This window comes from Mesorhizobium sp. LHD-90 (genome assembly GCF_030929505.1).
GTDB lineage: Bacteria > Pseudomonadota > Alphaproteobacteria > Rhizobiales > Rhizobiaceae > Kumtagia.
On sequence record NZ_JAVFVV010000005.1, the window covers coordinates 216,689 to 230,184 of the forward strand.

The following is a 13,496-nucleotide window of genomic DNA, read 5'->3' on the forward strand; positions in this document are numbered from 1 at the left end:
TCACGCACCCTTGGGGAGATATTTTTCGCGGACCGAGGACACGGCGTGCTCGTGCGAGGAAAAGCCCTCGTAGCGCGCCAGCGTATGCGCCGCTTTTGCGAATTGCGGATAGGCGGCAGCCGTGACGTAGCCGATCGACGAGCGCTTGACGAAATCGGTCACCGACAACGGCCCGCAGGTACGCGCCCAGCGGCTGGTCGGCAAAACGGCGTTCGGCCCCAGGCCGAAATTGCCGATCGACACCGGCGTATGCGGACCCATCAGGATCTCCGCCGCCTCGGTGATGTGGCCAAGATGGGTGAAAGGATCGGTGGAGAGTATCTCCAGATGTTCCGGCGCATAGTCATTGACGAAACGGTAGCTTTCCTCGACCGACGGCGTCAGCACGATGCCGCCATAGGCACCGTTCAGCACAGCGGTGGAGAAGGCGACGCGCTGCTCGGTCATGCGTTCCCAATGCTCCGGCAGCGCGGCCACCGCCTCCTCGGCGACCCGGCGGCTGTGGGTGACGAGATAGGCCGACGAATCCGGCCCATGCTCGGCCTCGATCAGAAGATCCAGCGCCGCCAACCCGCCATGCACGCTGTCGTCGGCGAAGATGACCGCCTCGGACGGTCCGGCAGGCAGGCCGGGATCGATGGTCCCGGCGAGCAGCCGCTTGGCCGCCACTACCCACGGGCTGCCGGGACCGACGATCTTGAGGGCCTTCTTCACCGTCTCGGTGCCATAGGCGACCGCTGCGACCGCCTGCGCCCCGCCCACCTTGTAGACGGTCTCGACACCGGCGAGGCGCGCCGCGACGAGCGTCGCCGCGTCGACCGAGCCGTCCGGCGCCGGGGGCGTGACGATGGCAAGCTCGGGCACGCCGGCCACCACGGCCGGAACCGCGGTCATCATCGTCACCGACGGGAAGGCGCCCTTGCCGCGCGGCACGTAGAGCGCGACGGAGCGGATGGGCGAAAAGCGGTCGCCGGCATAGGCGCCAGGCCGCATCTCCTTCAGCCACATCGCCTCGGGTTTCTGCTCCTCGTGGAAATGCCGGATGTTGTCGATGCCGAAGCGGATCGCCTCCTGAACCTCCTCCTCGACCAGCGTGAAGGCGCGGTCGAACTCGGCTTCCGTGACCTTCAGCGCCCCGGGTTTCACGTCGGCCTTGTCGAGATCGCGGGCAAAGCGCAGCAGTGCCGCGTCGCCTTCCGCGCGCACCGCCTCGATGATCGGCTTCACCTTCTCGATGAAGCCGGAGAGATCGGTCTCCGAACGCTTGAGCAGCGCCTCGCGCTGGTCGGGGCCGAGCTTGGCGAGTTCATGAAAAGAGACGTTCGGCATGGCAGTTCCTTCCCGGCCCTGCGGCCGGCTTCTGGTCATTTCGACTTGAGGAAAATCTCGAGCCCGACCAGCCGGTCAAGCAGGACGATGGCGAGCCCGGAGCAGGCGATGAACACCACCGAGATGGCGGCGAGGTCGGGCGTGATGATGGAGCGGATCGAATTGTAGATCTGCACCGGCAGGGTCACGATGCGGGCATCGGTGAGCAACAGGCTGACCAAAAACTCGTTCAGCGCCAAGATGAACATCAGCAGCGAACCGGTGATGACGCCGGGCATCACCGCCGGCAGCGTGACGAAAAAGAACACCTGCAGCGGCGGCGCGCCGCAATTCGCCGCCGCGAGTTCTAGGTCGGGATCGAGGCCGGCGGCACTTGCCGTCACCGCCCAGATCATGAAGGGCAGATTGATGACGCAGACGGCGACGCCGACCGGCCAGAGCTGGCCGAGAATGCCAGCCTGACCGAAGATAAGCATCAGGCCGATGCCGGAGCCGATCAGCGGGATGGTGAAGGGCAGGAGCAGATAGGTCTGGATCGTCCGCTCGAAGCGCACCGCATACTTGGCGAGCGCAATGCCGGCCAGCGTGCCCGCCGGAATGGCCACCACGGTGCAGACGGCCGCCACCCATAGCGTGCGTAGGAAAGCGTTGCGCAGGTCGCTCGCCTGCGAGATCGCCGCATACCATTTCAGCGACAACCCGTCGGGCGGGAAAGTGATGATATTGCCGGCGGTGAAGGAGGCGCCGAGCACCACGATCGTCGGCGCCGACAGTGTGACGATCGCCACCAGCACGAACGCCCACAACACCAGTTTTTTGGACAGCGGCTCCCTCATTTGCGCTTCCTCGACACGGCGAGCGTGCCAGCGCCGAACAGCGAGAAGACGAGGCCGACGACGATCGACCCCAGCGCCACCAGCATCAGCGCCAGCGTCGCTCCCAACCCCTGGTCGGAGGTGCGGAAGAACTGGTCGTAGATGGCATTGGCGATGAAGTCCTGCGAGCCACCGCCGAGGATGGCCGGCACGGCGAAATCGGTGAGCGACAGCGTCATCACCACGACGCCGGCGCCAATAAAACCCGGCCGGCAGAGCGGCAGCACGACATGGCGGAAGCTGCGCACCCAATTGGCGCCGAGCGAGCCGGCGGCCGCTTCCAGTTCCTCGGGGATCGCCGTCAACGCCGGCGCCAGCATCAGCACCGCGAAGGGCAGCATGTACTGCACCAGGCCGAACAGCACGGCGGGATAGTTGTAGATCAGCCGCATCGGCGGAATGCCGACCAGGCCGAGCGCCTCGTTCACCATGCCCTGGTTGCCCAGAATGATCAGCCAGCCATAGGCACGCACAACCTGGCCGATGAAGAAAGGCAGGAACAGCGCGATGAGCAGGATTTTGCGCAGCGCCGACGAGCGCGTCCGCACCATCAGATAGGCGTATGGAAAGGCAAAGATCAGCGTGACCGCAGTCACAATCACGGCGGCCAACAGGCTGCGCCAGGCGACGACCGCGAATAACGGCTCGGTAACGGCGCGCCGGTAGTTCGCCAGCGAATAATTTTCCGAAAGCAGGAAGGTGTTGGTGTCGAGCGTTCGCAGGCTGGAATCGGCCATCTGCAACAGCCCGAGCACGAGCAGGCCGACCAGCAGGATCGCAGGCGCCAGCATCAGATAGGGCGTGGCGCGCGCCATCGAGCGCGGCCAGATTGCCGCCGCAACGCCTTCCAGCACATCCATGATGCGCCAGGTCAGGGGATAGGCTGTGCGTGATGTCACCGTTGCATACCTAGTTCATGGACGTGCCGGCGGAGCGGCCGGCCAACCCTCCCCCTTGAGGGGAGGGTCGCGGAGAAAACCGAGCGGAACGCGAGGTTTTTGAAGCGGGGTGGGGTCGCCGACGAAGTGCTCCAACCTGAAGCGACCCCAACCGCTCAACTCCACTTCGTCCCGTTAGCTCGCCGACCCTCCTCTCAAGGGGGAGGGTCAAGTTGACATTACCCCTGCATGATCGCCTTGAACTTTCCGAACCACTCGCTCTCGTTCTCCACCTGCACCTTGGACGAGATGCGGATGAGGTGTTTGAAATCCTCTTCCGTGGTCGGATAGGACGGGTCGCCGATGAGATCGGCCGGCGGCGTCAGGCCGGGCACGACGCCCGGCAGGCCGAGACCGTCGAGCCAGACCTGCTGCGCCTCCTTGGTCAGCGCGAAATTGATGTATTGCTTTGCCCAGTAGAGCTCGTTCTCCGGCAGGCCCTTCGGGATCCACAAGCCGTCGGTGTCGAACTTGCAGCCTTCCTCCGGCACCACCCACTTGATGTCGATGCCGTTCTTCCTGGCTTCGCGGGCATTGGTGGAGATGGTGCAGGCGGCGTCGATTTCGCCGTTCTGGAACCAGGTGGTGAAGTCCGGATCCTCGCCAAGCAGCGGCTTCTGCTCCTTCATCTTGGCGATGAAATCCCAGGCCGGCTGCATGTTGGCCGGAATGTCCTCGAGCTTGCCCCCGCCGGCCACCTGCGCCGGGAAGTGGAAACCGATGCCGTCATTGTAGAAGGCAACCCGGCCCTTGTATTTCGGATCGAGCAGGTCCTTCCACGATTTCGGCGCGCCATCCGGGAAAGCGGCCGGGCGATAGGCGAGCACGTAGACATAACCATAGGTGTTGACGATCGGAAAACCGTCAAGCCCGACCGGCTTTGCCAGGTCGGTGACGTTCTTCAGGTTCGGCAGGTCGGAAAGGTCTTCCGTCACGCCGCGCAGCGCCGATTTCGTCGCGTTGGTGGTCGTGTCCCAGTTGATGTGGATCGGCGGCACACGCTTCTGCGCCACGGCCGCCCAGACTTTCGGCTGGATCTCGTTGTCCTCGGTGAGGTCGTGGCGCACCGCAACGCCGGTCGCCTTGGTGAACGGGTCGGACACGCCTGCCTTCAGGCTGTCGACCCAGCTTCCGCCCCAGGCGCGCACGATGATCTCCGCCGGCTTTGCCGGCTCCTGTGCAAAGGCGCCGCGCAGGCCGAGCGCCGAAGCGCCTCCGAGCGCTACCGCGCCCTGCAGGAGCAGGCGGCGGTTGATATAAGGCATGGACAGTTCTTTCATTGTCGTTCTCCTCTGGTTGACTATTGACGGAACACCAGCACGTCGCGGGCATTCCAGCCGAGAAACACCTGCGAACCGATGTCGTGCTGGGAATGGCCTTCGGGATCGTGGTCGAACACCCTGATCACGGCATCGCCAAGCGAAGGCACCAAAACCTCGTAGACGACGCGCTCGCCTTCGAAGATCGCGTCTGCGACGGTGCCTGTCAGGACAGTGCCCAGTTCGCTCAGGCGCGCCGAATCGCCGGCGATGCGGATCTGCTCGGCGCGGATTGCTCCCGACACCGTCTCGCCGACTTCTGGCGAAGCCTGGACATCACCGGCCGTACCATCGATCTCCATCTCACCGTGGACAAAGGACACCTTGCCGTTGGCCATGGTCTTTACCGATCCGGTGAGGAAATTCGTCACCCCGATGAAATTGGCGACAAAGGCGTTGTGCGGCTGGCGATAGGTCTTGGCCGGGCGGGCGATCTGCTGGATTTCGCCCTTGTCCATGACGATGATCTCGTCGGACACGACGAGCGCCTCGCGCTGATCATGGGTCACGTTGATGGTCGTGACGCCGAGTTCGCGCTGGATGCGGCGGAATTCGAGCTGCATTTCCTCGCGCAGCTTGCGGTCGAGCGCGGCCAGCGGTTCGTCGAGCAGCAAAAGATCCGGCTCGAACACCAGCGCCCGGGCGATTGCCACCCGCTGCTGCTGGCCGCCGGAGAGTTCGTGGATGCGCCGGCCGCCATAACCGCCGAGTTTTACCAGTTCGAGATAACGCTCGACCTTTTCGGGGATCGTGCGGGCGTCGCGCCGCCGCATTTTTAAGGGAAATGCGACGTTCTCGGCGGCTGTCATGTGCGGGAACAGCGCTAGGCGCTGGAACACCATGCCGATCGAGCGCCGATGCGGCGGCACAGCGCTGACCGCCTCGCCATTGATGAAGATCTCGCCGGAGGTCGGCGTCTGGAAGCCGGCGATCATCCGCAGCAGCGTTGTCTTGCCGGAGCCGGATGGGCCGAGGATGGTCAAAAACTTGCCCTTCGGCAGATCGAAGGACGCGTCCTTCACCGCATGGACTCCGTCGAAATCCATGCCGACATTCCGCACCGCGACTGCGACCGGTTCCGCGGCTTTGTCTGCCGCCGTCGCCCGGATCGCCTGCTGCATACCCACCCCCTTGAGGATCTGCCGCGCGGGCAGCCGTTAACTCGTATATACAACCCCATACAAGCTGGAATCCGCCGGGGAAACAAGGGTTTTCCGCTTCGAACGCTGGATCAATAGATCCGCGGCGATCAGATGGATGCCAGATAGCCGCCGTCGATCGGAATGCAGTGTCCGGTCACGTAGGACGACGCATCGCTCGCCAGGAAAACCACCGTTCCGCCGATGTCTTGCATGGTCCCGAAGCGCTTTTGCGGGATCTTTTCGAGCATCGCCTGCTGCCAGCCCGCATCCCGGTAAAAAACGTCGGTCATCGCGGTATGGAAATAGCCGGGAGCGATGGCGTTGACGCGGATGCCGAGCGGCGCCCATTCGGTGGCGAGCGCCCGGGTCATGCCCAAAAGCCCGGTTTTCGAGGAGCCGTAGGCTACCGCGGTCGGGATGCCGACATAGGAGGTCAGCGAGCAGAGGTTGACGATCGCGCCGCCATTGCCACCGGCCGCCATGATTTTCGCGGCCGCCTGGGCGGCAAAGAAGGCGCCTTTCAGGTTGGTTTCGACAATCCGGTCCCACAAGGCTTCATCGACCTCGAGCGACGGGCGGACTTCTTCGTAGCCGGCATTGTTGACCAGGATGTCGAGCCCGCCAAGCGCTTTCGCTGCCTCGGCGATCGCCGCGGCGGAGGCAGAAACGTCGCTGACATCCTGAGCCTGGACCACGCATCGGCGGCCAAGTGCCTCGATCTTACCCTTTGTTTCCGTTAGCGAATCCAGGCTTCGCGCCGAAATCGCGACATCGGCGCCAGCCGCCGCCAGCGCCTCGGCGATGGCTTGGCCGATGCCGCGGCTGGCGCCGGTCACAAAGGCCTTGCGGCCGCTGAGGTCGAAAAGATTGGTCATGCCGATACCCGGAAAAGCGGATGGATTTTTGCCTGCTCCGCCAGCGGAACATATAAAACGGCTGCTTGTCTATACATCTTCACGGCCGGAGAATTTCGTCTAATGCCTTGATCGGTCTGGATTTTGCCGCATCGGTACGCTAGGCGGGCCTGAACAATTTTCATGTAAAGCAAGCCAGTGCCCGTAACGCCAAAGACCCTGATCGAAATCGGCCTCGCCGCCGGACGGGAGATCATGGCGGTCTATGCGGATGTGACCTTCGGGCACCGGCACAAGGGCGACGGCTCGCCGGTGACGGAGGCCGACCATCGGGCGGAAGCCGTTATTCTTCAAGCTCTTGCGGCGGAAGCGGGCGACATGCCGGTGGTCGCAGAGGAAGAAATGTCGGCCGGCCGCATGCCCGCGATCGAGGACCGGTTTTTCCTGGTCGACCCGCTCGATGGAACACGCGAATTCATCAACCGCAACGGCGAGTTCACGGTCAATATCGCCTTGATCGAAAAGGGTTTTCCGGCGGCGGGCATGATCTTCGCGCCGGCGTTGGGACAGGTTTTTGTCGCCGCCGGAGGGATGGCGTGGCGGGCCCAGGTAAACCACGGCGTGGCGGAGGAACTGAAGCCGATCCGGACCCGGCCCGCGCCAGCGCGGATCGCCGCCACGGGCAGCCGGTCGAACTGCACCGACGAGACTTTTCAATGGCTTAAGCGCTTCGAGGTGGAAGAATTTACCTCGCGCGGCTCGTCCCTGAAATTCTGCCAGATCGCCTGCGGCGAAGCCGACATCTATCCGCGCTTCGGCCGCACCATGGAATGGGACACGGCGGCGGGCGACGCCATATTGCGGGCAGCGGGCGGTATCACCACGACCATCGGCGGAATCCCGCTAAGCTACGGAAATCACAACGTTTCCGGCGGCGACGATTTCGCCAATCCATCCTTCGTCGCGTTCGGTGACCCGGCCCTGCGCGATGCGGCCGGCGAACGGATCCTACGCGCGTGAAGTCCGTAATTTTGTTGAGGATCAATGGTTTGCGTGGACGGCGGCGCAAAAAGAGCGGTTTGCGCTTCACGGACGGCCCAAAAATGCCGGACGGACCACGATTTTTCGTCGTCTGACGTTTGCGCGACCCCCGATTTTCTTTCCGCGCTTGTGCCAGTGACATTTCCTTCCTCGCCCCTTGTGACTGATGGCCCTATGCTCGCTAATGAGGAGGCGGCGATCGGCCGCCGAGCAGCAGGGATCACCGATGTCGATTTTGACGCTTTCCAGACGTTCGGTCCTTTCCGGTTCGGCGGCCCTGATGGCATCGACCGCCCTGCCCGCCAGGCTGTGGGCGCAGACACCCGCGAAGGGTGGCCGGCTGATCGTCGCGGCGGATTCAGAACCGCGCAATCTCAACCCGGCGATGGTCGCCTCCAACGGCGTGTTCTTCGTCTCCAGCAAGGTGGTGGAGCCGCTGGCCGAAGCCTTCTTCGACGGCAAGGACGGGCTGGAGCCAAGGTTGGCGACCAGTTGGGAGGGGTCCGACGACGGCCTGACCATCACCTTCAAGCTGCGCGAAGGGGTGATGTGGCATGACGGCAAGCCGTTCACTTCCGCCGACGTCGCCTTCTCGGCGCTGCAGGTGTGGAAGCCGCTGCAAAATCTCGGCCGCGTGGTGTTCAAGGATCTGGAGGCGGTCGACACACCGGACGACCATACCGCCGTCTTCCGCTTCTCGAAGCCGACGCCGTTCCAGTTGATCCGCAACGCGCTGCCGCCGCTGACCAGCGTGCTGCCGAAGCATATTTACGAGACCGGCGAGATCGACAAGAATCCGGCTAACAATGCCCCGGTCGGTACCGGCCCGTTCAAGTTCGCCGAGCACAAGGCCGGCGAATATTACCGGCTGGAGAAGAATTCCTCCTACTGGGGCAAGGATCTGCCCCATCTCGACGAGATCGTCTATCGGGTGCTGCCCGACCGCGCCGCGGCCGCCGGCGCGCTGGAGGCGGAAGAGATCCATCTCGCCGCCTTCTCGGCGGTGCCGCTGACCGACCTTGCGCGCATCGCAAAAGTGCCGGGCATCGAGGTGGTGACGCGCGGCTACGAGGCGTTGACCTATCAGTTGGTCGTGGAGATCAACCACCGCCGCAAGGAACTGGCCGACCTGAAGGTGCGGCAGGCGATCGCCCACGCCATCGACAGAAAGTTCGTGGTCGACACGATTTTCCTCGGCTACGCGGCGGCGTCGACCGGCCCGGTGCCGGTCAACGACAAGCAGTTCTATACGGCTGACGTCCCGCAATATGCCTTCGATGTCGCCAAGGCCAACGCCCTGCTCGACGAGGCCGGCTACAAGCGCGGCGCCGACGGCAACCGGTTTTCGCTCAAACTTTTGCCGGCTCCCTATTTCAACGAGACGCGGCAGTTCGGCGACTACCTGCGGCAGGCACTTGCCGCGGTCGGCATCGACGCGCAACTGGTCAACAATGACGCGGCCGCGCACCAGAAGGCGGTCTACACCGACCATGATTTCGACCTGGCGATAGCGCCGCCGGTGTTCCGCGGCGACCCGGCCATCTCCACCACCATCCTGGTGCAGAGCGGCATTCCGGACGGCGTGCCGTTTTCCAACCAGGGCGGCTACAAGAACGAGGCGCTAGACGCGCTGATCGCAAAGGCCGCCGAAACGCTCGACCCGGCGGCGCGCACCGAGCTCTATTGGGAGTTCCAGAAAAAGGTGGCGGAGGATTTGCCGCTGATCAACGTCGCCGAATGGGGATTCATCTCGGTGGCGCGCAGCTCGGTGAAGAACATCGCCAATAATCCGCGCTGGGTTGTGTCGAACTGGGCGGATATTTGGGTGGATAGCTGAGACACTGGAATGGCTTGCACAACATCGACGCGGATGTTCAGTTCGTGAGGTGAGAGCTCTACGTTGCCCCCTTCTGTTCTGCCGGACATCTCCCCCACAAGGGGGGAGATTGGCTGTCATCTTCACTTTCGCTAATCGCCAGCATCGCAGGGAAAGCGGTTTCGCCGAAGCTGCCAATCTCCCCCCTCGTGGGGGAGATGTCCGGCAGGACAGAGGGGGGCAACGTAGGGCATCAAGCATCGCCGGAATTCGAATCCGGAATTCAGGCATGCCCTCATGATCCGCATCCGCACCCTCATCCTGCGGCGCCTCGTCGGCGCAATCCCAGTGCTGGCGATCGTTAGCGTCGGCGGGTTCTTCCTGCTGGAAGCAGCACCCGGCGACGCGGTGGACGCCTATGTCGCCGGCATCGGCGGCGATGCCCAGATGATCGACGAACTGAGGCAGGCCTGGGGGCTCGACCGGTCGGCGGCGGCGCGTCTCGGGTTCTATCTCTGGTCGCTCGCCCATCTCGATCTCGGCCAGTCCGTGACCTTCTCGCGGCCAGTGCTCGACGTGGTGCTGGAGCGGCTGCCCAACACGCTACTGCTGATGGGCAGTGCCACCGCGCTGTCGTTCTCCGTCGGCTCCCTGCTCGGACTCTTTGCCGGCTCACGACCGGGTAATTTTCGCGACCGCTTTCTCTCCATCGGCTCGCTGGCGCTCTACGCCGTGCCCGGCTTCTGGCTCGGCCTGGTGCTGACGGTGATCTTTGCCGTGCAGTTGCGCTGGCTGCCGGTGAGCGGCATCGAGACGATCGCTTCCGGCAAGCAGGGTGTTGAGCGCGGGCTGGACGTCGCCCGTCATCTGGTGCTGCCAGTTGCCAGCCTCGGCTTCATCTACCTGGCGCTTTATCTCAGGGTCATGCGCGCCGGCATGGCCGAAGCCTGGCGCATGGATTTTGTGCTCGCAGCGCGCGCCCGCGGCGTGCCGCGTCGGCGCAGCGCGGTGCGGCATGTCGCGCGCAACGCCCTGCTGCCGCTGGTCACCATGCTCGGCCTGCAATCGGCCGCCATGCTGGGGGGAAGCGTCGTCATCGAAAGCCTGTTTTCTGTGCCCGGCCTCGGCCGGCTGGCGCAGGAAGCGGTGAGTGCCCGCGACACGCCGCTGCTGCTCGGCATCATCCTCACCAGCGCCGTGATGGTCATCCTGATCAATCTCGTCGTCGACTGCCTCTATGCGCTGCTCGACCCGCGCGTCGGCGCCAGCGAGGCGTCCGCATGAAAACCTTGTCGCGGCTCCTGCGCTCGCCGGAGGCCGTGGCCGGCTTCGCACTCCTTGCCGGCATGGCCGCGATGGCGCTGCTTGCGCCGCTGCTGTTTCCCGCCGATCCCTTGGCGATCGCCGGTCCGCCGCTGACCCCGCCTTTCGAAACCTGGCAGCATGTCTTCGGCACCGATCGCTTGGGACGCGACGTGCTCGCCGGCCTGTTCCACGGCGCACGCACCTCGCTGGCGGTAGGGCTCGCGGCCGCGGCGGCGGCTATCGTCGCCGGCAGCCTGATCGGAACGGCGGCGGGTTTTGCTGGCGGCCTCGCCGACGAGGCGCTGATGCGTGTCACCGACGCCTTCCAGACCGTACCGGCCTTCCTGCTCGCGCTGGCCTTTGTCAGCGTGGCGGGCCCGTCGCTGACAACCGTGGTGGCGGCAATCGCGCTGGGCGCGTGGACTGGCCCCGCACGCATTGCCCGCGCGGAAATCCTGTCGCTGCGCGAGCGCGATTTCGTCGCCGGCGCGCGTGTCGTCGGCATGCATCCGGTGGAGATCGCGCTGCGCGAGGTGCTGCCCAACGCGCTGCCGCCGGTGCTGGCGCTGAGCTCGGTTATCGTCGCCGGTGCGGTACTGATCGAGGCGTCGCTGTCCTTCCTCGGGCTGGGCGACCCCAACCGGGTGACCTGGGGTGGCATGATCGCCGAAGGGCGCACTGTGCTGCGCTCGGCGCCCTTCCTGTCGATCATTCCCGGCATCGCACTGGTGCTCACCGTGCTCGGCGTCTACCTCGCCGGCGAGGGCGTGGTCGAAGCCTCCGCCGCGCGCCGGAGTTTTGCGTGAGCACGCTGCTGGAGATTTCCGGGCTGCGGGTGCGCTACCGCTCCGGCAGGTCGGAAGCGGAGGCGTTGCGTGGCATCGACCTGTCGCTCAGCGCCAGCGAGCGCGTCGCCGTGATCGGCGAGAGCGGCTCGGGAAAGAGTACGCTGGCGCTGGCGATTGCCGGCCTGCTGCCGCGCGACACCCTACTCGAAGGCGACATCCGATGGCCCGGACTGGCGCACGCGCCGCGCAACGGAAAAGATATCGGCTTCGTGTTCCAGGATCCGGGCGGCACGCTGGACCCTGTGATCTCCGTCGGCCGGCAGGTGGCGGAGGTGGCCGAGGTCAATCTCGGATTTTCGCGCCGGCGGGCGATGGATCTGGCGGCAGAACTGTTCGAGCGGGTGCGGCTTCAAGGGACGCTGTTGCATGCCTATCCGCACCAGCTTTCCGGCGGCCAGCGGCAGCGGGTCGGCATTGCCGCCGCGATTGCCGCCGGGCCTGCCGTGCTGGTCGCCGACGAGCCGACAAGCGCGCTCGACACCATCGTGCAGGCCGAAATCGTGTCGCTGATCGGCCGGCTGGTGCGCGAATCCGGCATGGCGCTGCTGATCGTCAGCCACGACATCGCGCTGGCCGTGGCGATTGCCGACCGCATCGTCGTGCTGAAGGACGGCGCAGTGGTGGAGGCGGGCGAGAGTGCCGAGATCGTGGCGCGGCCACGGGCGGCGTATACGCAAAAACTGCTGGCGGCGTGCCTGACGCTGGACGAGACGGCTGATGAAGGCGCACTATGAAGAGCCCCCTGCTTTCCGCCACCGGCCTGCAAAAAACCTTTCGGCGCGGCGAAAACCGTTTCGCAGCGCTGGCCGGCGTCGACCTGGAGATCGCGGCCGGCGAGACGCTGGCGCTGGTAGGCCCCTCCGGCAGCGGCAAGTCGACCCTCGCACGCGTGCTGATGCGGCTGATCGAGCCGGACGCCGGCGCGCTGCGGTTCGCAGGCGAGAATCTGCTTGCCTTGACGGGCTCAAGGCTCCGGGCGATTCGGTCGCGGTTCCAGATGGTGTTCCAGGACCCGCTCGCCGCCTTCAACCCACGCGCCACGGTGGAACGCGTGCTGTACGACCCGCTTCGCATCCACCGGATCGCCGGACGCGGCGAGCGGCCGCAAAGGATCGGCGCGCTGCTGGAGCGCGTCGGACTGGCCGATACGCTGCGCGGGCGGCGCATCCATGAAATCTCCGGCGGGCAGCGGCAGCGGGTGGCGATCGCTAGGGCTATCGCCACCGGGCCCGAACTGGTCGTGCTCGACGAAGCGGTGTCGGCGCTGGACGTTTCGGTGCGCGCAGAGATCATGGCGCTGCTGGCCTGTCTGCAGCGGGAGCAAAACATTGCCTATCTGTTCATTTCGCACGATCTGGCGCTGGTGCGGGACACCGCGCATCGAGTCGCCGTCATCGACCAGGGGCGTATCGTCGAGACGGGTGAGGCCAAGAGGCTGATCGCCGCGCCGGCATCCGCCATGGGAAAGGCACTGGTGGCGGCGGCCATGAAGCTGCCGCGGCGCAACGGGCCGGAGTTTTTACCATGACCGACGGCGGAGCACGCGCGGAAACCTTGAGCCGGGAACTGGACGCGGCCTTCCGCAACCGGGCCGATCTCTACCGGCTGTTCTTCGAGGAGCTGGAGGCGCGGCTCGGGCCGACGGAGGCCGAGGCGATCATGGTTTCGGTAGTCGAGCGGCGCGGCCGCGAGGTGGCTGCCGCCGCCTTTGCCGGTTTCGGTCCGAACGATGCGCGGGCAATCGGCGAGGCGTTCCTGGCGGTGAGCCCGGATGGCGGACGCATGTATCCGACCGATGTCGAGCGCGACCACCATTCGATCGCCTTCCAGGTAAAACGCTGCCCGCTGAAGGATGCCTGGGTCGAGGCCGGGCTGGGCGACGACGAGCTTTCGCGGCTCTGCCGCATCGCCGGCGCCTTCGACCGCGGCCTGTTCGAGGCGACGGGCGTGCGCTTTTCCAACATCACCTGGACGCCGGGACACGGCGATGGCTGCTGCCATATAAGGCTGGAGGACCGGGACGGTTGAA

At 65.2% G+C, this 13,496-nt stretch carries 13 protein-coding genes; 7 read left to right on the forward strand and 6 right to left on the reverse strand.

What is annotated here, in order from left to right:
* From hisD to RB623_RS08815, 6 genes are all read right to left on the reverse strand, one after another.
* Positions 1-1,329 carry a histidinol dehydrogenase gene (hisD, locus tag RB623_RS08790; protein WP_308056402.1) on the reverse strand — a complete coding sequence of 443 codons (1,329 nt, stop codon included), beginning with the start codon at positions 1,327-1,329 and terminating at the stop codon, positions 1-3.
* Between the two features lie 35 nt (positions 1,330-1,364).
* The gene (locus RB623_RS08795; RefSeq protein ID WP_308056403.1) at positions 1,365-2,165 is read right to left on the reverse strand and encodes an ABC transporter permease; all 801 of its coding nucleotides are present in this window, start codon (positions 2,163-2,165) and stop codon (positions 1,365-1,367) included.
* The gene (locus tag RB623_RS08800) at positions 2,162-3,064 is read right to left on the reverse strand and encodes an ABC transporter permease (RefSeq protein WP_308056540.1); all 903 of its coding nucleotides are present in this window, start codon (positions 3,062-3,064) and stop codon (positions 2,162-2,164) included. The genes RB623_RS08795 and RB623_RS08800 overlap by 4 nt, the downstream gene beginning before the upstream one ends.
* A gap of 257 nt (positions 3,065-3,321) precedes the next feature.
* Positions 3,322-4,422, reverse strand: a complete 1,101-nt coding sequence (locus RB623_RS08805; protein ID WP_308056404.1) for a PotD/PotF family extracellular solute-binding protein — start codon at positions 4,420-4,422, stop codon at positions 3,322-3,324.
* A gap of 20 nt (positions 4,423-4,442) precedes the next feature.
* A complete protein-coding gene (locus tag RB623_RS08810) occupies positions 4,443-5,582 on the reverse strand; it encodes an ABC transporter ATP-binding protein (RefSeq protein WP_308056405.1) in 1,140 nt (379 codons plus the stop codon).
* A 128-nt stretch (positions 5,583-5,710) separates the two neighbouring features.
* Positions 5,711-6,478 (reverse strand): glucose 1-dehydrogenase, encoded by a 768-nt coding sequence (locus RB623_RS08815; RefSeq protein WP_308056406.1) that lies wholly within the window; start codon positions 6,476-6,478, stop codon positions 5,711-5,713.
* Between the two features lie 177 nt (positions 6,479-6,655).
* Between RB623_RS08815 and cysQ the strand changes: the two genes are divergently transcribed.
* The 7 genes from cysQ (at position 6,656) to RB623_RS08850 (ending at position 13,495) form a co-directional block, all read left to right on the forward strand.
* Entirely contained in the window at positions 6,656-7,477 is an 822-nt protein-coding gene (cysQ, locus tag RB623_RS08820; RefSeq protein ID WP_308056407.1) for a 3'(2'),5'-bisphosphate nucleotidase CysQ, read from the forward strand.
* Between the two features lie 247 nt (positions 7,478-7,724).
* Positions 7,725-9,335 carry an ABC transporter substrate-binding protein gene (locus RB623_RS08825; protein WP_308056408.1) on the forward strand — a complete coding sequence of 537 codons (1,611 nt, stop codon included), beginning with the start codon at positions 7,725-7,727 and terminating at the stop codon, positions 9,333-9,335.
* Positions 9,336-9,611: 276 nt separating this feature from the next.
* Complete coding sequence (locus RB623_RS08830; protein ID WP_308056409.1) at positions 9,612-10,598, forward strand: ABC transporter permease; 987 nt, start codon at positions 9,612-9,614, stop codon at positions 10,596-10,598.
* Positions 10,595-11,425 (forward strand): ABC transporter permease, encoded by an 831-nt coding sequence (locus RB623_RS08835; RefSeq protein ID WP_308056410.1) that lies wholly within the window; start codon positions 10,595-10,597, stop codon positions 11,423-11,425. Before RB623_RS08830 ends, RB623_RS08835 begins: the two co-directional genes overlap by 4 nt.
* Entirely contained in the window at positions 11,422-12,201 is a 780-nt protein-coding gene (locus RB623_RS08840; RefSeq protein ID WP_308056411.1) for an ABC transporter ATP-binding protein, read from the forward strand. The genes RB623_RS08835 and RB623_RS08840 overlap by 4 nt, the downstream gene beginning before the upstream one ends.
* Positions 12,198-12,995, forward strand: a complete 798-nt coding sequence (locus tag RB623_RS08845; protein ID WP_308056412.1) for a dipeptide/oligopeptide/nickel ABC transporter ATP-binding protein — start codon at positions 12,198-12,200, stop codon at positions 12,993-12,995. Before RB623_RS08840 ends, RB623_RS08845 begins: the two co-directional genes overlap by 4 nt.
* The gene (locus RB623_RS08850; protein ID WP_308056413.1) at positions 12,992-13,495 is read left to right on the forward strand and encodes an L-2-amino-thiazoline-4-carboxylic acid hydrolase; all 504 of its coding nucleotides are present in this window, start codon (positions 12,992-12,994) and stop codon (positions 13,493-13,495) included. Before RB623_RS08845 ends, RB623_RS08850 begins: the two co-directional genes overlap by 4 nt.
* Position 13,496: the final 1 nt, after the last annotated feature.